16 protein-coding genes are annotated in these 21,633 nt (G+C 73.0%); 2 read left to right on the top strand and 14 right to left on the bottom strand.

Annotation, left to right across the window (positions count from 1 at the left end; all coding sequences use genetic code 11):
• Positions 1 to 139: 139 nt before the first annotated feature.
• A complete protein-coding gene (locus tag ACSMXW_RS35235) occupies positions 140 to 1,849 on the bottom strand; it encodes a glycoside hydrolase family 9 protein (RefSeq protein ID WP_485802433.1) in 1,710 nt (569 codons plus the stop codon).
• A 179-nt stretch (positions 1,850 to 2,028) separates the two neighbouring features.
• Between ACSMXW_RS35235 and ACSMXW_RS35230 the strand changes: the two genes are divergently transcribed.
• Positions 2,029 to 2,784, top strand: a complete 756-nt coding sequence (locus ACSMXW_RS35230) for a ThuA domain-containing protein (protein WP_485802431.1) — start codon at positions 2,029 to 2,031, stop codon at positions 2,782 to 2,784.
• A gap of 178 nt (positions 2,785 to 2,962) precedes the next feature.
• Here ACSMXW_RS35230 and ACSMXW_RS35225 read toward each other — a convergent pair whose 3' ends face one another.
• The 9 genes from ACSMXW_RS35225 to glgA form a co-directional block, all read right to left on the bottom strand.
• Positions 2,963 to 4,348, bottom strand: a complete 1,386-nt coding sequence (locus ACSMXW_RS35225) for an MFS transporter (RefSeq protein WP_485802429.1) — start codon at positions 4,346 to 4,348, stop codon at positions 2,963 to 2,965.
• The gene (locus tag ACSMXW_RS35220) at positions 4,348 to 5,613 is read right to left on the bottom strand and encodes an amidohydrolase family protein (RefSeq protein ID WP_485802427.1); all 1,266 of its coding nucleotides are present in this window, start codon (positions 5,611 to 5,613) and stop codon (positions 4,348 to 4,350) included. The genes ACSMXW_RS35225 and ACSMXW_RS35220 overlap by 1 nt, the downstream gene beginning before the upstream one ends.
• Positions 5,614 to 5,641: 28 nt before the next feature.
• Complete coding sequence (locus ACSMXW_RS35215) at positions 5,642 to 6,640, bottom strand: aldo/keto reductase (RefSeq protein ID WP_485802426.1); 999 nt, start codon at positions 6,638 to 6,640, stop codon at positions 5,642 to 5,644.
• 32 nt (positions 6,641 to 6,672) lie between these two features.
• Positions 6,673 to 7,404: an SCO6745 family protein gene (locus tag ACSMXW_RS35210; protein WP_485802424.1), complete on the bottom strand. Its 732-nt coding sequence runs from the start codon at positions 7,402 to 7,404 to the stop codon at positions 6,673 to 6,675.
• A gap of 317 nt (positions 7,405 to 7,721) precedes the next feature.
• Positions 7,722 to 8,666, bottom strand: a complete 945-nt coding sequence (locus tag ACSMXW_RS35205) for a TIGR03619 family F420-dependent LLM class oxidoreductase (protein WP_485802422.1) — start codon at positions 8,664 to 8,666, stop codon at positions 7,722 to 7,724.
• A gap of 71 nt (positions 8,667 to 8,737) precedes the next feature.
• A complete protein-coding gene (locus ACSMXW_RS35200; protein ID WP_485802420.1) occupies positions 8,738 to 9,994 on the bottom strand; it encodes an MFS transporter in 1,257 nt (418 codons plus the stop codon).
• 232 nt (positions 9,995 to 10,226) lie between these two features.
• Positions 10,227 to 11,939, bottom strand: a complete 1,713-nt coding sequence (locus tag ACSMXW_RS35195) for an ABC transporter family substrate-binding protein (protein WP_485802418.1) — start codon at positions 11,937 to 11,939, stop codon at positions 10,227 to 10,229.
• A 153-nt stretch (positions 11,940 to 12,092) separates the two neighbouring features.
• Complete coding sequence (locus tag ACSMXW_RS35190) at positions 12,093 to 12,506, bottom strand: hypothetical protein (RefSeq protein WP_485802416.1); 414 nt, start codon at positions 12,504 to 12,506, stop codon at positions 12,093 to 12,095.
• A 43-nt stretch (positions 12,507 to 12,549) separates the two neighbouring features.
• Positions 12,550 to 13,800 (bottom strand): glycogen synthase, encoded by a 1,251-nt coding sequence (gene glgA, locus ACSMXW_RS35185; RefSeq protein WP_485802415.1) that lies wholly within the window; start codon positions 13,798 to 13,800, stop codon positions 12,550 to 12,552.
• 396 nt (positions 13,801 to 14,196) lie between these two features.
• On the opposite strand from glgA, the gene ACSMXW_RS35180 reads away from it, so the two are divergent.
• Complete coding sequence (locus tag ACSMXW_RS35180) at positions 14,197 to 15,561, top strand: helix-turn-helix domain-containing protein (RefSeq protein WP_485802414.1); 1,365 nt, start codon at positions 14,197 to 14,199, stop codon at positions 15,559 to 15,561.
• Here ACSMXW_RS35180 and glgB read toward each other — a convergent pair.
• The 4 genes from glgB to ACSMXW_RS35160 all read right to left on the bottom strand — a co-directional run bounded on the left by glgB (position 15,549) and on the right by ACSMXW_RS35160 (position 21,632).
• Entirely contained in the window at positions 15,549 to 17,984 is a 2,436-nt protein-coding gene (gene glgB / locus ACSMXW_RS35175; protein ID WP_485802412.1) for a 1,4-alpha-glucan branching protein GlgB, read from the bottom strand. The two genes, ACSMXW_RS35180 and glgB, sit on opposite strands and share 13 nt — an antisense overlap.
• 43 nt (positions 17,985 to 18,027) lie before the next feature.
• Complete coding sequence (locus ACSMXW_RS35170) at positions 18,028 to 19,527, bottom strand: maltokinase N-terminal cap-like domain-containing protein (RefSeq protein ID WP_485802410.1); 1,500 nt, start codon at positions 19,525 to 19,527, stop codon at positions 18,028 to 18,030.
• The gene (locus tag ACSMXW_RS35165; RefSeq protein ID WP_485802408.1) at positions 19,524 to 19,994 is read right to left on the bottom strand and encodes a nuclear transport factor 2 family protein; all 471 of its coding nucleotides are present in this window, start codon (positions 19,992 to 19,994) and stop codon (positions 19,524 to 19,526) included. Before ACSMXW_RS35165 ends, ACSMXW_RS35170 begins: the two co-directional genes overlap by 4 nt.
• A gap of 138 nt (positions 19,995 to 20,132) precedes the next feature.
• Positions 20,133 to 21,632, bottom strand: coding sequence for an MFS transporter (locus ACSMXW_RS35160; RefSeq protein ID WP_485802406.1), 1,500 nt, complete (start codon positions 21,630 to 21,632; stop codon positions 20,133 to 20,135).
• Between the last annotated feature and the right edge of the window lies 1 nt (position 21,633).

The raw sequence follows: 21,633 nt of genomic DNA, 5'->3' as shown, positions 1-21,633 counted from the left end.
TTCCCGCCTACGGCGGGCTGTCGCGCCCAGCCCCCTTGCGGTTCTCGGCCACGCACCGGCCGGCGGGGGCTGAGCGCACAGTCCCCCGCGCCCCTGGACGGGGCACCCCCGATGCGAAGGCCGCCCGGGGGCCTCGGGGTCAGCGGGCTGCCGAGGAGGCCAGGAGGAACCAGGCCGAGTGGGGGATCCACTGTTCTGCCCAGCGCCAGGTGACGCCCTTGGCGACCTCCTCGGGGGGCATGAAGGCGATGTCGTGCTCGTCATCGATGCCGGCTGTGATGCCGTTCAGGATGCCGCCGGGGACGTTCTGGTAGATGGCGGAGTACTCGGCCTGGTTACGGCCGCGGCCCTGCATCATCGAGCTGTCGTAGGGGTTCAGTCCGAGCACCCACTGGAGCTGGTCCTCGGCCAGCACCCGCAGCCGGTCCCGCAGGCCCTCCTCGCACTCGGGCAGCGCGGCGGCCCGCAGGGCCGCGTAGGCCGTGGAGCAGATCCCCGCGTTCTCGCCCTGCCACCAGTAGCCGGTCTCGTTCTCGTGCGGAAAGAAGAAGCTGGTGCGCGGCTCCCCGCCGAGCGGCTGGACCAACTGGCGGGCGCAGCCGAAGGGGTTGGCGACCTCGTCGGCCAGGAACACGGCGTCCCGGGCCAGGGCGAGCGCGGTCGACCTGGCCCGGCCTGCGAGCGGCGAGCCGGGGCAGACCTCGGCGAAGCGCAGCAGGGCCACGACCGGCAGGCCGGGCTCGGCCGCGTGGAAGAACGGCCGGCCCTCCGCGTCGCCGCGCAGATGGCCGAAGCCGCGCCCGGAGTCGGTGTAACGGTCGGCGAGCGAGGCGGCGCGGCGCTCGGCCGCGGCCAGGAACGGCGCGCGGTCGGCCGCCTCCGAGGCGGCGGCGAGCTCGGTCGCCGCGAGCAGCGCGCAGTAGTCGTCGAGGACGGTCTCGGTGCCGTCGTACAGGTACTCCGTGTTGTGCTCCTCAAGGTGCACGAAGCCCCGCCGGGCAGCGGCCAGGTACTCGCCGGAGGTGAAGTCGCCGTGGTCCTCGGCCGTGGACGCGCGGGCCAGCGCCGCGATGGCGAGGCCGCCGCCCATCCGGTAGGCCGCCTGCCAGCGCTGGGTGCGGACGCTGTCCTGGAGCGGGGCGTTGATGACGCGTTCCTTGAGATCCTTGGTGAGCGCGTCGAAGATCGCCGTGTAGAAGTAGCCCTCCGGGGACTGGAAGCGGACCAGGAAGTCGGCGCCGTGCAGGCCCTCGTCGCGCAGCCGGGCGCTCAGGGCAGTCGCCAGCTCCGGGTGGGTGGTGCGCAGTTCGTCGCGCGCGGCGAAGAACGCCCACGCGCACAGCGGAGTCTGCTGCGGGCTCATCATCCGCGTGTAGTTGAGGTGGCTGAGGAACTTGCTGAAGTCGCCGGAGGCGTCGAGCCAGCCGCCCCGGGCGTCCACGGTGCGGCCGGAGTCGTCGTCGTAGAAGCGGGCCGCACGGTCCTTGCGGTCGATCTCGCCGCTGGAGCGCACCGCCTTGAAGTAGTTGACGCAGTCGGAGAGTGTCGCGGCCTGCAGGCGCCCGGGGCCGATCGGGAAGGGCTCGGAGCGGTGGGTGCCGTCGGGGGTGCGGATCTCGACGCGGTAGCTGCCGGGGGTGCCGACGTGGCTGAAGTCGATGCGGCGGAAGGTGCCGAGGGACCACCGGTCCACGGTCTGCTCCGGGCCCGGCGTCAGCTCGGTCCGGGAGCCCGTCGCCGTCTCGACGAGGGCGGCCGCCAGGACCTCGGTGGGCTCCGGGCAGAGCACCACCGCTTTCTTCGACGCTTCTGTGTTGTATCCGAGATGACTGGTCAGGACGGTCGGCACTGCTGCTCTCCCGGGGTAGCGCGGATGCGTTCGGACGCTACTCGGTGTCCGCCCGTGGTACAAGTGGTATCGTCTTGGATCTTTATTGGTATCTCTTGGTATTGCCCCTGCCTGGTATCGTCCCCGTCGGATGTGACACCGGAGGGAGCGTGTGACACCCGAGGGACCGGAGGTAGGCGTTGAAGCTGCGAGCAGTCCCGTCCGCGCTGGTGCTCGTGGACGGCACGGACCTGCACCACGACCTGATCGGTGCCGCCCTGGCGCTCCAGGAGATCGTGATCGAGGCGGGCATCCCCGCGGCACGCGGTGTGGGCGTGGGCAGGTTCACGGACCCGATGCCGGCCACCGCGGAGGCCGATGTCTATGTGCTGTACCTGTCAGGGCCCCGCTTCGACCCGGCCGAGCAGCGGGCGCTGTCCGCCCTGGTGGCCGAGGAGGGCAAGGGCGTGGTGGCCGTGCACGCCAGCAATCTCTTCGGGTTCGGCCCCGGCGGCGTCGAGGCGGACCGGGCGGCCATCGACCTCGTGGGATCCCGCTACCTCTCGCACGGCGACGCGGGCTCCGAGGGCCGTTTCGACGTCCGGGTGCGCCCCGGCCACCCGGTGACCCGTCATCTGGACGACTTCGCCATCGACGACGAGTACTACCTCATCGACTGTGTGGCGGGGCTCGACGTCCTCGCCGAGCGCGACACCCCCGGGGGCCCGCAGCCGGTGGCCTACGCCCACGCGCACGGCGCGGGCCGGGTGTGCTACACGGCCCTCGGCCACGACGCCCGCGCCTGGGGCAATCCGGGGTTCCGCCAGCTGCTGCGCCAGTCCGTCCTGTGGGCGGCGGGCGTCGCCGGGGAGGACATCGCCTCCTGGTCCACCCGGTGGCCGCTGGGGAACGGGCGCTTCATCGGGGGCGGGCCCGCCGGCCATGGGCCTCGGTGACACCGCGGCCGGCTTCCCGACTGGCCCATGAGCGTCGATGACACCCGGGCCGGGACCGGCGGCCTGTCAGGGACCGGCGCGGGCACCGGCCCGCGCGCCCGGTGGCGTGGCGGTGAGGCGCCCACCGACGTGTTCGGTCCTCCCGGCGCGGTCGGGAGGGGCCCCGGGCCGCGCCAGGTCACCCGGCCGCCGGCGGGGCCCCTGACGCGGCCGTGCCGGACGGGTCGGGCGCACCGCCCGTCCGCGGGCGGCCGGACGCCACGCGTACCGCCGCCGGTCCGGGCCGGTGCAACGGCCGTTCCGGGTGCACGAACCGCCACGTGACCGCGGAGAGCAGCCCCGCGCAGCCGAGGACGGCCAGCGCCGCGTCCCAGTCCGCACCGGCGTCGACGAGCAGGACGGTGAGCATCGGCCCGGCCGCGAGAGCGACGTTGCCCCAGGTGGTGGTCCAGCCGGTGAGCACGGCGGCATAGCGGCCGGAGAGGTCCTGGCAGCAGGCCCACACCTGCACCTGCACGACGCCGAGGGCGCCCAGGCCGGCCGTCAGGAACGCGATCGTCGTCCAGGGGCCCGACGCGTACGCGGCCAGCATGAGGAACGCCCCCGCGGCGACGCTGCCGCCCGCCGCCAGCGGCACCCGGGCGGCCCACAGCGAACCGGTGCGACGCAGCAGCCGGTCGCCGACGGCGCTGGTGACCAGGGCGGTCAGCAGCATCGCGAGCCACGGCAGCGAGGCGCCGAAACCCATCCGCGCGAGGGAGAAGTCACGCGCCTGCACCAGGTACGTGGGCAGCCAGGTCACATAGAAGCCCTGCATCAGGCAGAGCAGCGCGTACTGCGCGCCGAGGGCCCAGAACTGGCCCGAGGAGGCGAAAGCCCGCCAGCGCAGCCCGGCCGGATGCCGTTCGGCGGGGCGGCCGGCGGTGATGTGGGCGAGTTCCGCCCTGCCCACCCAGGGGTGTGCGGCGGGGGTGTCCCGCATCAGCAGCCACCAGGCCGTGGCGATGACCACACCCACCGACCCGTACCCGTAGAAGGCGGCCTGCCAGCCGAGGGCCGAGACGATCCAGACCGTCAGCGGTGTGCCGATGACGGGGCCGAGGTACAGCCCGGCGAGCATCAGTGAGTTGCCGCGCGCCTGCTCCGCCTTGGGGAACCAGCGCGACAGCGTGAGGACCGCGGCGGGCATGTCGGCGGCCTGGCCCGCGCCGAGCAGCGTCCGCAGGGCCGTGAGCGTGACGAGGCCGCTGCCGAACGGCGTGAGCAGCGTGAACACCGACCACCACAGCGACGCTGCGGCCAGGGTGCGCCGCGGTCCGAACCGTTCCGCGGCCAGTCCGCCGGGGATCTGGAAGGCCGCATACGTCCAGAAGAAGCTGGTCAGAACGATGGACATGGCGCCGAGCGAGAGGCCCGTCGCCTCCTGGATCATGGGCGAGGCGACCGTCATGGCCGACCGGTCCAGGCTCATGACGAGACTCATCGGAAGCAGCAGGGCACCGGTCAGCAGCCACCGGATCCGGCCCGGTCGGGCGGCCGTGGACCGTGCGGGGCGGGCCGCCATCAGACGCTCCCGACCGTGTGGCCGGCCCCGACAAGGCCCTCCGCCGCCCCGCCCAGGGTGACGCCCGCGCGGTAGACGGCCACCAGGTTGCGGCTGTCCGTGATCCGCACCGTGGGATCGCCCTCGGTCACCACCAGGTCGGCGCGCGCTCCGGCCGCGATCCGGCCGCGGTCGTCCAGGCCGAACCGGTCGGCGGGTGCGGAGGTGGCGGCGGCCAGCGCCTCGGTGGCGCTCAGGCCGGCGCCGACCAGCAGCTCCAGCTCGCGGTGGAGACTCGCCCCGTGGGCGGTGCCCGGAGCGCGTGAGTCGGTGCCGGCGAGGACGGTGACGCCGGCGTCGGCGAGCGCGCGCACGGAACGCGCGGCGTGCTCGGGCCGGTGGCGGGGGTCGAGCGGCGCGGGGGTCATGACGGAGCGCAGGCGATCGAGCGCCTCGGCACTCAGCCGGCGCCGGATGCGGGGGTCTTCGGCGAACCGCGCACCGCCGGGCACCTGGCAGAACGATTCCGCCATGGTGAGGGTGGGCACGGTGAACGCGCCCGAGGCGGCGACCAGCGCCACCTCCGCGCTGCTGAGGGCCCGGTCGAACGGCAGGTGGGCGAGTCCGTCGGCGCCGCTCGCCACGGCGCGGACCGCCGAGGCCGCGTCGGTGGCGTGCGCGAGCACGAGCAGTCCGCGGTCGTGGGCGGCCGCCACGAGCGCAGCCAGGACCGGCTCCGGCAGACCGGGCCGCCCCGGCTCGCCCGGCACGCCGGAGGCGAACACCTTCAGGTAGTCCGATCCCTCGGCGATGCGGGCCGCGACGAAGCCGGGGGCGTCCTCCGGGCGTTCGACGGTCGGGAAGGGCGGGAACAGGCCCAGGCCGACCATCTGGCAGGGGTGGCCGCCCGGGACGGTGGCGCCCGTGCCCGCGGAGCGCAGGTCGGCCACGTCCGGGCGCCGCGCCGACTCGGCGCGCAGCTGCGGCAGTTGCGCCGGGTCGGCGAACATGTCGAGTTGTGTGGTGACGCCGAAGGCGAGCGCCTGCGCCGAGGCTCCGGGCGCGATGTGCACATGGGCGTCGATCAGGCCGGGCAGCAGGGTGCGCCCGGCGCCGTCGAGGACGGCGGTGCCGGCGGGGGCCTCGATGCGGGGTCCCACGCCGGCGATGTGTGCCCCGTCGACGAGTACCCGGGTGCGCTCGGTCACGCCCTCGCCGTCGAACACGCGGATCTCACGGAAGAGCACCCGGCGGGGCCCGCCGGGCCTGCTGCTGGGTCGCGTCATCGGCCGGCTCCTTTCCACGCCCGGGGCGTCAGTAACGGGCGCCGGCCGCGCGGGGGAGCATGTCGAGCCGGTGCAGGTCCTCGGCGGTGAGGCGGATGTCGGCGGCGGCGGCGTTCTCCTCCAGGAACCGCCGCCGGTCACTGCCGGGTATCGGCACGATGTGCCCGCCCTTGGCCAGCAGCCAGGCCAGGGCTATCTGCGCGGGCGTGGCACCGTGCCGGGCCGCGACCTCCTTGACCCGCTCGACGATGACCTGGTTGGCGTCGATGGCGTCCTGGCGGAAGCGGGGGTTGCCGGCGCGGAAGTCGCCGTCGGCGAAGGCGGCGGTGGTGATGGCGCCGGTGAGGAAGCCCCGCCCGAGCGGCGCGTACGGCACGAAGCCGGCGCCGTGCGCGGCGCACCAGTCGACGATGCCGTCCCGGCCCTCCCTCTCCCCTTCCTCGGCCGGCCAGGCACGGCGCCCGAGCGGCTCCCTGGTCCACAGGGACATCTCGGACTCGACCACGCCCACCGGGTGGATGCGGTGCACCGACTCGGCCTGCTCGACGGTGACCTCCGACAGCCCGAGCCGCACCACCTTGCCCTCGGCCACCAGCTCGGCCATCGCCCCCCAGGACTCCTGAAGCGGCACATCGGGGTCGATGCGGTGCAGGTAGTAGAGGTCGATGACGTCGGTCTCCAGGCGCTTGAGGCTGGCCTCGACGGCGCGGCGTATGTGGTCCGGCCGGCCGTTCGGGCGCATGGCCAGCGTCGCCCGGTCCGTGACGACCATGCCGACCTTGGTGGCCAGCGTGACGCGGTCGCGCAGGCCGCGCAGGGCCCGTCCGACGAGTAACTCGTTGTCGCCGTCCGAGTAGACGTCGGCGGTGTCCACGAGGGTGACGCCACGGTCCACGGCGGCCCGGACGATGCGGACGTACCTGTCGACGTCCGGGTCCGTCCCGCCGTAGGCCCAGCTCATTCCCATACAGCCGAGCCCTATCGCGCCGACGGCGGGGCCCTCGCTGCCGAGTGTGCGTTGCTGCATCGGTTACTCCTCCAGGCGTGGGATGCGCGGCGTCACAGGGTGGCGTCGAGCAACTGGTCGAGCAGAGCGGTGAGTTCGTCCCGCTCCTGCGGGGCGAGCGCGGCGAAGACGGGCGCGGTCAGGTGCTGGGTGCGCTCTTCCGCGGCCTCCCAGCGCAGCACCGTCTCGGCCAGCCGCTCCGCGGGGATCGGCCCCGGCCAGCCGAACAGGTCCATGACATACGGAGAGCGGTGGCGCACGGCGTCGCCGACGTCCAGCCCCTCGGCGACCACGGCGGTCATGTGCCGGGCACCGCGCACCTCGCGCAGCAGGTTGAGTTCGGCGAGCAGCCGGGCCCTGGGTCCGGCGGGCCGGGGCAGGGCGCGCACGGCCGCGAAGACGGGGGCGAGGACGGGCGAGGCGTCCTCGACGACGCGGTGCAGCAGTTCGGCGGCGCGTACGGCGGGGAAGTCGTCCGGTATGTGCTCGTCGGCCCATGCGTCGCGGCACGCGGCGAACGCGGCGGCCGCCTCGGCGCGGGGCAGGACGTCGCGGCTGCGCTCCCACGCGGTGCGCACGGCGGCCGGGTGCACGAACGTGAACGCCGCGGTGACGACGTCGGCGTGCACGTCGCCGAGGACGCCGCCCCGCCCGGCGAAGTAGAAGTCCTTGCCGGCGAAGCCGAGTTCGGCGCCGCGCGCGGTGGTCTTGGCGGCGAACATGTACCCGGCGGGGATTCTTCGCACCGGGTCCTCGGTCGCGCGGGCGGTCTCCAACAGGTCCATCGTGATCCCTTCCGGATCGTGGCAGGGCGTGGTGGGGCTGGGCATGGTGAGGACGCCGGTGTGGGTGGCCGACGGGCGCCGTAGGGGGCCGCGGGGCCGGCGGGACCGGCCTGCATACGGCGGCGGACGGGGCTCCGGGCCACCCACCGCCCGGCCTGCGAAGGCCCACCACCGGAGCCGGAGTCCGAGGCCGGGCGCCGGGGCCCGGGCCACCGTGGCGCCGGCCACCGGTGCCGGGCCATCGCGGCCTTTTCGCTCGCCGCGCTCTCCGCCCTGCCGCGGCCCGGGCGCCCAGGCGGCCCTGCCGCTCGGCCCTCTCAGGCGCCGGCGCCCGGCGCAAGCGCCTCCAGGGCCTCTTCCGCACGGGCCATCGAGCGCCGTGGGTCGGCGTCGGGGGCGCAGATCTCCTCGTCGAAGTTGAGGTCGACGAAGAGTTCCGTGACGCCCTGTTCGGCGAGCCGGCCGAAGTCGCCGCGGATCTGGTCGAGCGTGCCGGTCAGCGGCGCCCGGTCCCGACCCGCGTCCGGACGCACGCTGGTGGACCCACGGCACACGATGCGTACCAGGTCGGGGTCCTTGCCCGCCTCGGCCGCGGCCTCCTTGACGACCCTGATGGCGCGGCCCATCTGCGCCAGGTCGGCGAAGCTGGGGCTGACCCAGCCGTCGGCGATACGGCCGGCGCGGCGCAGCGCCTTCTCGGTGGTGCCGCCGAGCAGCACCGGCAGCCGGGGCTGGACGGGCCGCGGCAGCACCAGGCCGCGCGGCATCTCGGTGAACTCGCCCTTGAACTCGGAGACCTCGTGCTGCCAGATCTGCTGCACGACGCTCAGATACTCGGTGGTGCGGCCCACCCGGCGCTCCATGGGAACGCCGATCGTGCGGTACTCCTCCTCGGACCAGCCGGTGCCGACACCGATGTCGATCCTGCCGTCGGAGACCAGGTCGAGCTGGATGAGCTGCTTGGCGAGCATGGCGGGGGCGTAGAACGGCATGTTGATGACCGCGACCCCCAGCCGGACGGTGCGCGTGTGGGCCGCCAGGTAGGCGAGCGACACAATGGGTTCGGGGACCTCGCGGTAGGGCAGGCGCCAGTGCGGATCGGTGCTGTCGAGCGGGTACATCAGGCGGGCGAAGGTCCACAGTGACGCGTACCCGAGCTCCTCGGCGCGCCGTGCGATGCGCACCTGGTTGTCCGGTGTGGCCCAGGGCCCCGAGAACGGGACCCCGAAACCTGTCTTCAAGGGTGTGGGCGACGTCGACATGGCCGGCTTCTCCTCGTACGGATCGGAGGAATCGGGTGGGACGGCTGGCGTGCCGCCGCGGTGGTACCCGCTCAGGAGCCGCTGACCACGGCGGGGGCGCTGCGCCGCGCGATGGTGTGCCCCATGAGCACCGTGGCCGCACCGGCCACCGAGGAGACCGCGGCGATGCCGACCGTCGTGGAGATGCTGGTGAGCGAGACCAGCGCACCGAACGCGAGCGGGGCGATGGCGGCTCCGCTGAACAGGCCGATCTGCATGGCGGCCCCGGCGCGGGAGGCGTCGCCGGGCAGCAGCCGCATGGTGGCGGCGAGCAGCAGACCGGTCCAGCCCCAGCCGCCGGCCACGGCGATGGTGGCCCCGATGACGAACGCGGTCGGTGTGTCGGCGGTCATGACGGCGAGCCCGACCGCGCCGCTGAGCATCATCAGGGACACGATGAACGGGTTCTGCCGGGGCGCCCGGTCGGCGACCGCCCCGACCAGCACACGGACGGCGACGGCCACGGCACCGGCCGCGGACTGCAGGGCTCCCGCGGTGGACGTGGTGATGCCGGAGTCCGTCGCGATCTGCACGAAGTAGGAGGCTGCCACGTTCACGCCGAGCGTGCCGAGGCCGGCGGCGAGGGTCCACAGCCACAGGGCGGAGTTCTGCGCACGGGTCGCGGTCGGCGCGGTGCGGGCCGCGGGCGCGGCGGGCGTGCTCCGGCCCGGCGCGGCGGCCGGACTGCCCTGCTCGGAGCGGCGCCGGGTCAGCGGGGCCAGCAGCGCGGTGACCGCCGCGACGATCCCGCCGACGACCATGGCCGCGCGCCAGCCGTGCGGGGCCGCGACCAGCGAGACGAGCAGGCCGGGGATGAGCGGGGCGGCACCGAGCGCGGCGCCCACCAGGCCGGTGGCGAGCGAGAGCCGGCCGGCGGGGATGGCGGCCGCGATGTAGCGGCCGGCCGCGGGCTGCACCAGGGCGTTGCCGAACCCGGCGACGGCCATCAGCACCCCGAGCAGCACCGGCCCTTCGGCCCGTGATCCGATGAGCAGTACCACTGCGGAGCAGCCGCTGATGAGCAGCATCACGGTCGGCACGGGCAGCCGGGGCACCAGCCTCTTGGTGAGGAAGGAGCCGAGGGCCGACACGGCGAAGAAACAGGCGAGGACGAGGCCGAACGCGGTGGTGCCGATGTGCAGCCCGTCCTCGATCGGTCCTGCCAACGATCCCAGCGCAAAGCCGGGCAGAATGCCGGCGACCGCGACGAGGACGACGGCGGCCATGCCGGCCCAGTCGGCACCGGTCGCGGCGCGCTCGCCGTCCACGGTCCCTGCGGTGGTGGTCATCAAGGGTGCCCTTCCAGAGTTCCGGAGCTCCGACGCACTCCATGCAACAATCGCAGTAATGTTCAGTCAACGAGTACATGACTGGCCCCGCATGTCGCTTCTGACACGCCGCCAGGGAGCCGGGCACGGACACCCGGGAGCCGGGGCACGGACACCCGGGAGCCGCGGCACGGACACCCGGGAGCCGGGGGCACGGCCACCAGGGGTGCACCGGGCGGCGCACCGCGCGGGCTCAGGACCCGGCGCCCTCGCGCAGCCAGCCGACGCGGGTGAAGTCGATGGTCCCGAACCCGGCGGCTCCGTAGTTCGCGAGACGGGAGCGCACCGCGACGATCTGCGGGCGCTCGTAGAGTTCCAAGGAGTGACCGCTCGACCAGATCAACCGGTCGGCCTGGTTGTAGAGGGCGGCGGCCCGCCGGGGGTCCAGCTCCTCGGTGGCCCGGCGCAGCAGGGTGTCGACGCGCGGCGAGGAGATCCGCCCGTAGTTCTCATAGCTGTTCCCGCCGGCCGGCTGCCGGTAGGAGCCGCGCGCGCTGCTGGGGAAGATCCGGCCGATGTACCGGTACATCACGAGGTCGAAGTTGCCCTTGGTCACGTAGTCCGGGAAGTACGCCTCGTCGGGGACGCGTTCGATCGTCATTCCGATGCCGACCTCGCGCAGCATGTGCTGGACGAGTTGGGCGTAGTCCTTGGCCAGCTCGTTGGCCCCGGCCTGGATCACGAACCGCAGCCGCAGGGTCCTGCCGTCCTTGCTGCGCAGCCCTGCCGCGCCGCTCCTGCGCCAGCCCGCGGCGTCCAGCACCCTGCCCGCGGCGCCGGGATCGTACCGGCCCTCGGCTCCCGCGTTGTTCCGGTAGCCCGGCTGGCCGGGCATGAAGAAGTGGTTGCCGAGGACCGGTACGGACACGGGCAGGCCCTTGGAGACGACATCGGCGATCAGGTTCCGGTCGACGGCCTCCAGCACGGCCCGGCGGACTCGCACGTCGTGCAGCGGCCCCGAGCGCCCCGACAGCGTCAGATGGGCCTCGTCCCAGGTGGCGGCGGTCCGTATGACGCTGTCCCGGGCCCGCTTCGCCTGCCTGTAGTCATCCGAGGTGGAGAGGGCGACGGCGTCGATCTCGTCGTTCTGGTACGCCTGCAGGGCCGCCTCGGGGGTGAGGGTGCGGAAGACGATCCGGTCCAGCTTGGGCCGCTCGCCCCACCACGAGGGGGACGGCCGCACGATCACCGTCTGCGTCTTGGTGTCGACGCCGCTCAGCCGGAAGGGACCGCCGGTGATCGGCGCGGCGTTCTTCCACGAGGTGTTGAACTCCTTCGGGGTGCCGTAGGCCGCCGCCGGGTAGAGCGGGCTGAACAGCTTCCGCCAGTCGGCGTAGGGCCGGTCGAAGGTGACGATCACATCATGCGCGCCGCGACCGCGGGCGACCGAGCCGATCTGCTCGTAGCCCGTGCTGTCCTGTGCGAAGTAGTGGGGATCGCGCCCGTCCAGTGCCCGCCCCATGGCCGCGAAGTCCCGCCAGGAGAAGGGTGTGCCGTCGGACCAGCGGGCGCGTGGGTTGAGCCGGTAGGTGACGCGCATGGGATGGGTGGAGGTGACACGTGCCGAGGCGAGGTAGTCGTGGTCGGGCGTGGCGCGGCCCTCGGCGTCCCGCTGGAAGAGCACGGGCTCGACGAGCGCCGTGATGTCGGAGACACCCTCGATGCCGCCCTCGGCGTGGTGGGAGTTGAACTGGGGCGACCACAGCGACATGGCGAGCGTGAGGACCCCGCCCTGCCGGATGCGGGAAGTCGGCTGGGCACCCACGTCCTCGGCCATCGGGGCCGCCGACTCGGCGGAGCCGGGGCTGTCGGAGTCGGACGGGCCACAGGCGGTGGCGGCGGTGAGCAGGAGGGCGAGAACGAGCAGCCCGCGCGGCGTCCACCGCCGCGCGAACCAGGCGTGCAACGGTGACTCATGTGTCCCGGCCGGTATCCGCACACGCCTGATGGCCCTCGGCATGTCTCCCCCATCGTCGATTTGAGACCACATCAGATCTGATTCGATCGGATGTCGACAATGGCATGCCCTTCATTGGCTACTTCCTTTCGCTTCTGACCGTCAGGGCAGGCCTTCCAGTCGCCGCTCGCGCCTGACACCCCGGGCGCGGACCGCCCACTCGGCACACCCCAGCAGCTCCTCCCGGGGCAGTCCTCGCATCGCCTCGCGCATCTCCTCCTCGGTGGCGTACGCGACGAGCATCGGGTTGAGCCGGTACACGCCATCCCCCTCGGGCCGCACCAGCGCGCAGCGGCCCAACGCCCCGATGGCCCTGCTGACCGAGGCGCGCTCCATCCGGAGGTCGTGCGCTATGCGGGCCTGGGTCGCCCGAACGTAGCCACCAGGGCGCTGCGAGCCGATGAGCCACATCAGGACACGGAAGACACCCCCCGACAAGGAGAGCGCCGAGAGCGCCCCGAGACCGGCGTCGGGGATCGACCGATACCGACGCCGCACGCTTTGCACCTCTGTCATGAGGCTACCTCACACATAGATCAACTCCCTGTCACTTGTTGATTTACAGAAGGTTATCGGAAACGACACGTAAAGAGGTTTCTGTGCCGTTGCCATGCGATGTTCGACGTGCCGCGAGGACATCTTTGTAGACCCGGGCCGTGGCCTCGGCGATATTTCGCCAGGAGAACTCGGAGCAGGCACGCTCACGGCCGGCCCCACCCAGCTTCGCGGCGAGCCGGGGGCGCTTGAGCAGGTCCGACACGGCGGATGCCAGCCGCTCGGCGAACCCCCCGGGGTCGCGCGGTTCACCGGTCGCCGGCTCCTGTGCGCCGATGGGCACGAGGACGCCGGTCACACCGTCGTCGACGACCTCCGGGATGCCGCCGACCGAGGACGCGACGACGGCCGTGCCGCACGCCATGGCCTCCAGGTTGACGATGCCCATCGGCTCGTACACGGACGGGCACACGAACACCGCGGCGTGCGTGAGCAGCTGGCGCACGGTGGCCTGGTCCAGCATGCCGTCGATGCGGATCACACCGGTGCGGGCCCTGCGCAGCGCCCGCATCAGCTCCTTGGTCTCCGCGGCGATCTCCGGGGTGTCCGGACGGCCACAGCACAGCACGAGCTGCACGTCGGGCGGCAGCGTGAACGCTGCCCTGAGCAGGTGCCCGAGCCCCTTCTGCCGGGTGACGCGGCCCACGAAGACGACATAGGGGCGGGCGGGATCGACGCCGTGGTGCAGCAGGGCGTCCTCGTGCCGGTCGGGCCGCCACGTGTCGGTGTCGACGCCGTTGTGGATGACGTGCACCCGCGCGGGGTCGAGCCCCGGATAGACGCGGAGAACGTCGTCCCGCATGGCACGCGAGACCGCGACGACCGCGTCGGCGTCCAGCACGGCCGTGCGTTCCAGCCAGGAGGACAGGGCGTACCCGCCCCCCAGTTGCTCGGCCTTCCAGGGCCGGGACGGCTCCAGACTGTGCACCGTCATCACATGCGGGATGCCGTGCAGCCGGGCGGCGATATGGCCCGCCGCGTTGGCGTACCAGGTGTGGCTGTGGACCAGGTCGGCGCCCGCGGTGTCGCGCGCCATGAGCAGGTTCGCACCCAGGGTGCGCAGGGCGTCGTTGGCCCCGTCCAGCTCCCTGGGCGGCAGGTAGCCCCACACCCCGGGCTCACCCCTCGGCCCGTCCATGCAGCGCACTCTGACGTCGGCCAGGTCACCGAGGGCGCGGCTCAGCTCGGCGACGTGCACGCCGGCGCCTCCGTAGACGTGGGGCGGGTACTCGCGGGTCAGTAGGTCGATGCGCATGAGAAACCTTTCTTCACGGAGTCAGCAGCATTCGCCGCCGCCGGTGGTGTCGCCCTCCGTTCCCGACAGCGTCTGCCTTTGTCCGCCCCCACCCCCGGAGCCGAGCGACGGCCCGGCAGGAATCAGAACTGCCATCAGCACTGCGACCGTGACTGCGACAAGAAGAATCGTTCTCGACATGAGCCCCCCTCCGAACACATACGCGAACGTTGACTGTGTCAGTCAACCATTGTCACGCAATGAGTCAAGGATGAAATTCGGTCGAGGTTGTAGCCATGTCTGGCCGTCGCGTTTATCCTGGTTCGCACTTGTGCACTTGCTTTACTGACTGGTAAATTGACCTGATCGTTCCGGTCATGCGGGGGAGTGCGTGAACAAGTCATGGGAGGTGTCCGCATGGAGGACATGATCAGTGGCGTGGGGGAACGCGTGCGCCGACTGCGTATGGAACGGGGGCTGAAACAGCAGGACCTGACCTCCGAAAGGATCTCCGCCAGCTACATCTCTCTCATCGAGTCCGGCAAGCGGATGCCCTCGGACTCCGTGATGGCCACCCTCGCCGCCAAGTTGGGCTGCACCGTCGAGCACCTGCGCACCGGCCGTTCCGAGAACGACACCGAACACGCGCAACTCAAGCTGCTGTTCGCTGAAATGGCCCTGCGCAACGGAGAGAACGGCGAGGCGCTGCGCACGTTCAGCGATCTGCTCAGCCACCAGACGTTGCTGGACGCGCCGGCCAAGATCCGTGCCCGCTCCGGACAGGCTGCGGCGCTGGAGAAGCTGGGCCAGCGGGAGGCGGCCATCCCGCTGCTCCAGGAACTGCTCGAGGACCCGTCGGTGGTCGCGGGCTCCGCCGAGTGGTGCCAGATCTCAGTGGCCCTGTGCCGCTGCTACAAGGACGTGGGCGACCTCGCCAGCGCGGTCGAGGTCGGGGAGCGGGCCGTCAAGGAACTGGACTCGCTCGGCCTGGAGGCCACGGCGGACCACATCCAGCTCGGCGCCACGCTGATGGGTGCCTACTTGCGGCGGGGCGACCGCGTCCGTGCCCAACTGCTCGCCGACCGCCTGCTGCCCATCGCGGACCAGACCGGTGCCCACACCGCCAAGGGCGCCATCTACTGGAACGCCGGCATGGTCGCCGAGTCGCGCGGCCGCCTCCGCGAGGCCCTCGCCCTCACGGAACGCGCACTGGCGCTGATGTCCGAGGGAGACAACGTCCGGCACGTGGCCCAACTGCGCCACCGCACCGCCTGGCTCCTGATGCTCAACGAGCCCCCTGACCCGGCCCGCGCGCTGGCCCTCCTGGAACTGGCCCAGTCGGCACTGACCGAGGTGGGCAGTATCGAGAGCCGGGCCGACTGCCTCGGTGCCATCACGCTGGCCAAGCTGATGCTCGGCGACCTGGACGGAGCCACGGAGGCGGCCCAACAGATCATCGGCCTGCAGAAGAACGGCCCCGGCGAGTTCACGGCATTCGCCCGCATCCGCCTCGGCGAGATCGCGCTGGTCCAGGGGCGCACCTCCGAGGGCGAGGCCTACCTCAAGGCCGCCGCGCGCGAGCTCGGCCAGATGAAGGAGCCCAAGGCCAAGCTGTGGCGCGCCCTCGCCGACGTCTGGAACCGCCACGGCAACACCCAGGCCGCCCTGGACGCCTACCAGCGGGCGCTGGACTGCGCGAACGTCCAGCGGTACCCGGCCCCCGGCGAGGCACCCGCCTCCGCCTGCGACCACGGCTCCGCCACCGCCGGTTACGCCCCCTGACCCTCATCGGGCTCCCGCCGCGCCGCCGCCAGCCACACCGTGGCCAGCGGCGGCAGCAGGAGGGTCACGGAGCCCCCCGCGTCCGCCGCCATCAGGGCCCCGACGCCCTGGTGGCGGCGGAGGCCGGAGCCGCCGTACCCTGCGTCGTCCGTGTCCAGGACCACCTGCCAGTTCCCCTCCCCCGCCGGGAGGCTGACCCGGAACGGACGCGGTACGGGGGCGAAGTTGGCGACCGCCGCCACCGCGCCGGAGCCGTCGCCGGACTGCCGCACGAAGGCGTACACGTTGTCGTCCGCCGCATCCGCCGCCAGCCAGCGGAAGCCGGCCGGTTCCGAGTCCAGCCGCCACAGCGCCGGGCGGGCCCGGTACTCCCGGTTCAGGTCGCGCACCAGGCGCCGCACACCGCGGTGGTCGGAGTGAGCCGGCCAGTCGTCGCCCAGCACCCACCACTGCGGGCCCGCGTCGTGGTCCCACTCGGCGCCCTGGGCGAACTCCTGCCCCATGAAGAGGAGTTTCTTCCCGGGGTGCGCCCACATGAAGGCCAGGTACGCACGGAGCGTGGCACGGCGCTGCCACCAGTTGCCCGGCACCTTGGCCACCAGCGCGCCCTTGCCGTGCACGGTCTCGTCGTGCGACAGGGGCAGGACGTAGTTCTCCGTGTACGCGTACGCCATCGCGAACGTCATCTCGTGGTGGTGCCAGCGGCGGTGCACCGGGTCCCGCGAGAGATACCCGAGGGTGTCGTGCATCCAGCCCATGTTCCACTTCAGGCCGAAGCCGAGGCCGCCCGTGTCGGTGGGGCTGGTGACACCGGGCCAGGCCGTGGACTCCTCGGCGATCGTGAACACACCGGGGTTGCGGCGGTAGACGGTGGCGTTCATCTCCTGCAGGAAGCGCACCGCGTCCTCGTTCTCCCGGCCGCCGTGCGCGTTCGGCCGCCACCGGCCGTCGGGGCGCGAGTAGTCCAGGTACAGCATGGAGGCGACCGCGTCCACCCGCAGGGCGTCGATGTGGAACTCCTCGCACCAGTAGAGGGCATTGGCGACGAGGAAGTTCCGGACCTCGGGGCGGCCGTAGTCGAACTCGTAGGTGCCCCAGTCCGGGTGCTCGGCGCGCAGCGGATCGTCCGGCTCGTACAGCGGCGCGCCGTCGAAGCGGGCCAGGGCCCAGTCGTCGCGCGGGAAGTGCGCGGGCACCCAGTCCGCGATCACCCCGATCCCGCTCTGGTGCAGGCGGTCCACCAGGAGCCTGAAGTCGTCGGGGGTGCCCAGGCGTGCCGTGGGCGCGAAGTAGCCGGTGACCTGGTAGCCCCATGAGCCGCCGAACGGGTGCTCCATCACCGGGAGCAGCTCGACGTGCGTGAAGCCCAGGTCCCGTACGTACGCCGGCAGGTGCTCGGCCAGGTCGCGGTAGGTCAGGCCGGGGCGCCAGGACGGCAGGTGCACCTCGTACACCGACACGGGCGCACGGTGGCACGGGCGGTCGGCGCGGTGCGCGAGCCATGCGGCGTCGCCCCAGCGGTAGGCGGAGTGCGTGACCACCGACGCCGTCTCAGGAGGTGCCTGAGCCGCGCGGGCGAGCGGGTCGGCGCGCCGCACCACGCGCCCGTCCGGCGCGGTGATCTCGTACTTGTAGCGGGTGCCGGGGCCGACGTCCGGCACGAACAGCTCCCACACGCCGCAGTGGCCCAGCGAGCGCATCGGGTGGGACCGCCCGGACCAGCCGTTGAAGTCGCCGATGACCCGGACCCCGGCGGCGCGCGGCGCCCAGACGGCGAACGATGTGCCGCGCACCGCCCGGCCGGTGCCGGGATCCAGCTCGCGGACGTGGGAGCCGAGCACCCGCCACAGTTCCTCGTGGCGGCCCTCGGTGATCAGGTGGCGGTCCAGCTCGCCCAGGGTGGGCGGGAAGCGGTAGCCGTCGTCCTGCTCCATCGGGGCGGCCCCCGGCCAGGTGACCACGAGCGTGTAGTCGGGGACGGAGCCGTCCGGCGCCGCGGGGAGCACGCCCCCGAACAGCCCGCCGTGCAGGTGCGGAAGGTCGACGTCGCCGTGTGCGGTGCGGGCCGCCACGCGCTCCGCCAGCGGGCGCAGCGCGCGCACCACGACGCCCCCGGGGCCCGGGTGGGCGCCGAGGACGGCGTGTGGGTCGTGGTGGCGCCCCGCGAGGAGCCGGTCCCGTTCGGCGGCGGCCACCTCGGCGGTCGTGCCTGCGGTGCTCCGGGCGGTTGGGGGTGGGGCGGACTCGGCGGTCCGGGCCTCGGCGGTCTCGATGGGCACGGCCGCCCCGGTCCCGATGGCCCGGGCTGGCCCGCTCCCGGGGATCCGGGGCCGGGTCGGCTCGGCGGTCGGTGCCTGGGCGGCGCTCGGTCCAGGGGCGGCGGTCGGTGCCGGGGCGGTCTCGTGCCGGAGGAAGGTCGTCACGGGAGTGCGGGTCCTCAACTCGTCGCGGGGATGGGGACAGTGCTCAGCGGCCCGCCGTCATGCGTCGTATCGCCGACAGGGGCGTGGTCAGCCATCGCGGCCGGAACCTGGCCTCGTACACGGCCTCGTAGACCGCCTTGTCGAGCTCGAAGGCCAGCAGCATCAGGGGGTGGCTGCGCGGATCCACCGCCGGTGCGGAGACATAACCGGCACAGAAGGCACGGCGGTGCAGCTGCGTCCAGGCGCGCGCCCGGCGCGTCAGCGTGACGGGGGCGAGGTCCGGCGCGTCTGCGTCCAGGCCGCGGGCGCGCAGTTCGCCGCGCAGGGCCTCCTGGACGGCGTAGTCGAAGGAGCGCAGCATGCCCGCGACGTCGCGCAGGACATGCTGGAGTCCGCCGCGCTCCGCGGCGGCGCGGGCCGGCTCCCCCTCGAAGTCGATGACGCGCCAGCCGTCGGGCGTGTGCAGCGCCTGGCCGAGGTGGAGGTCACCGTGGATGCGCTGCAACGGCGTGGCGGTGCCCGGGGCTGCCAGGCACGCGAAGTCCTGGTACAGGCCCGCGATGTGGTCCATGTACGGGGCCAGCTGCGGCACGCGGTCCACCGCCTCGTGCAGCCGCAGGGTCATCAGGCGGCTCTCGCGCCGGATCCAGGGTCCGTCGGCCGGTTCGGACCCGAACGCCTCGGCCAGGGCGCGGTGGACGCCCGCGACCGCCGCGCCGAGCGCGCGGGTCGCCCCGACCGACGAGCTGAAGGCGGTGGACTCCTCGCCGAGGAAGTCGGCGGCGTCCCGCACGGCCCTGTCCCATCCGGTGCCGTCGGCGGGCAGGTACTCCAGGAGCAGGCCCAGCGTGTGCGGAACGCCCTCGTCCGTGGCGCGTATCTCGCCCACCAGGGCGGGCACCAGCGGCGTGCCCCGCTCGGTGAGCACACGCAGGACCTCGGCCTCGGTGGACGGCCCGGGCTCGGGCCTGCGGTACAGCTTGAGGAGCAGGCTGTCGCCGTAGACGACTCCGGTGTTGCTGGCCTGGACGGGCAGTGGACGCGGCCGCAGGCCGGTCGGCAGGGGGTGGCCGAGTGTCAGGTCGACGTGCAGCGGGCCCGCGCCGCCGGGGCGGCGGCCGGCAAGCTCCCGCAGGAGTACCGACATCATCTCCTCGGCCTCGGTGGCCTCGTACAGCCACCAGTCGGCGCGCGGCCCCTCGGCGAGCCGCCCGACGACGGCGCCGTCCGCGAGGTGCGGACGGGACCGGGCGAGCCCGAGGAGGAGCTGGTAGCCGCGCGGCGCGGCGGCCCCGGAGTGCCGGGCGTCGAGCAGGGCGTGCCACAGCTCCGGCCCGGAGGAGCCGTCCGTGCCGATGCGTTCCAGGGAGCGCAGGCTCAGGCCGTCCAGACAGCCGTCGTCGTGGGCGAACCAGCGGCGCGTCGGCAGCCAGGGCCGCAGCAGCGGGGCGAGGGTGTCGACGAGTGGGCCCGCGGCCCGCGCCGCCGCCACGGGGGCGGCGGCGCAGACACAGTCGGTGGGCACGGGCAGGGTCGTGGTCACGTCGTCTTACTCCCCTCCTCGGCGGCCAGGGTCAGCAGGTGCTGGTTGCCCTCGCTCCCGGTGGCCGTCATGACGAGCCCCGAGATCCGCCAGCCCTTCGCGCCCCGGTGCAGGGTGAAGCGGTAGTGACCGCGCAGGGTCCACTGGGGGTCGCCGCCCCGGACCGAGGCGAGCCGGTGCACCGCCTGGAACTGCGCCGTGCACACCGCGTTGTTGCCGTCGACCTCCACGAGGTGGTTGGTGACCAGGTGCTGGGTGGCGTCGAGGTTGCCGAGCAGCGCGGCCCAGTTCGCGACGAGTTCCTTCGGGGCGATGGTGGCGGGCTCACCGCCCTGCAGGCTGGTGTAGTCGAGCAGCACCAGCTCGGCGAAGATCTCCTCCAGCCGGTCCCACTGGCGCATGTCGGTGTACCAGGCCATGCGGGTGCAGGTGTCGATGATGTCGAGACGGTCGGCGACGTCGGTCACGTGTCTTCCTTCATGTGTCGGTGCGTGTGGTGCTTCACGTGTTGGTGTGTTGGTGTGTTGGTGGTTGACGTGTTGGTGCGTGTGGTGGTTCAGGTGTCGGTTGCGTGTGGTGGTCGGGGTGTCGGTCCGTGTCGTGCGTCAGGGATTCGGTGAGTCGGTGCGGAGGGTGTCGGCGCCGCTCGGGGCGCGCCGGCCGGCCGGCGGGCGCGGCACGACCGGTTCCCGCCCGTGCGTCCGGCCGCGGTCCGCGTGGCGGAGCCCGACCAGGGCCGTGGCCAGGCCCAGCGCGGAGAACAGGGCGCCGGCCAGGAACGCCCTGCGGTAGCCCGCCAGGCCACCGCCGGCGGCGGTGAGCACGGCGGTCAGGGTGGCGGTGCCGATGCCTGCGCCAATCTGGTACGAGGCCGTGATCAGGCCGGACGCCACGCCCTGGTGGCCGTCGCCCACACCGCTGACGCCCGCGATGTTGACCGTCGGGAACAGCAGGCCGTTGCCGATGCCCTGGATCAGCACGCCGGGCAGCAGGACCGCGGCGTAGCCGCTGTCGGCGCCGATGCGGCAGAACAGCACCACACCGATGCCCTGGGCGAGGGCGCCGAGGACGACGACGCGGCGCAGGCCCCAGCGGCCCACCAGGGTGCCGCCCGCGATCCGCGCGGTGAGCACGATGACGATGCCGAGCGGCAGGAACGCGAAGGCGGTCTCCAGGGCGCTGTAGCCCATGGTCTCCTGGAGGTAGAGCGTGGCGACGAACTGCCAGCCGATGGTGGAGCACGCCCAGGCGACGGCGACCAGGTTGGCGCTGGACAGCACGGGCGAGCGGAACAACGACAACGGCACGAGCGGCGCCCGGTGGCGGTGCTCGACGGCCACGAAGGCGACCAGGCACAGCACGGCGCCGAGCAGGGCGGCCACCGTGCCGGGTGAGGTCCAGCCCCGCTCGGGGGCCTGCACCAGGCCGTAGATGAGAAGCATGATCCCGGCGGTGACGGTGAGGGCGCCGGGCAGGTCGAACCTGCCGGCGGCCCGCTCCCGGGGTGGATCGGGGGCGATCAGCGGGGCCCCGGCGACGACGGCGAGTGCCACCACGCCCGGCGTGAGGAACACCAACCGCCAGTCCACCTCGGTGAGTACCCCGGACAGCACGAGGCCGAAACTGTAGCCGCCGGCGCCGGTCATCGCGAACACCGCCAGGGCGCGGTTGCGTTCGGCGCCCTCGTGGAAGGTGGTGGTGATCAGGGACATCGCGGCCGGCGCGGTGAAGCCGGCCGCGACGCCCTTCAGCACGCGGGTGGCCACCAGCAAACCGCCCCCGGTGAAGACGCAGCCGAGCAGGCTGGCCACGGCGAAGACGAGCATCGCGACGACGAAGGTCCTGCGCCGTCCGAGGATGTCCGCGGTGCGGCCGCCGAGCAGCAGGAAGCCGCCGTAGCCGACGGTGTACCCGGAGATCAGCCACTGGAGGCCGCCGTCGGAGAGGCCGAGGTCGGCCTTGATGCTGGGCAGCGAGACGCCGAGCAGGGACGTGTCGAGGGCGTCGAGGAAGGCCGCAGCGCACAGGATGAGCAGCGACAAGTGCCTGCGGGCGCTGCCGCCCGGCGTGGCCCGGCCGGCGGCGGTCGAGTTGAGCGTGGCCATC

It is taken from the genome of Streptomyces sp. DSM 116793 (assembly GCF_057320905.1).
This window is presented reverse-complemented; position numbering and strand designations above follow the sequence as displayed.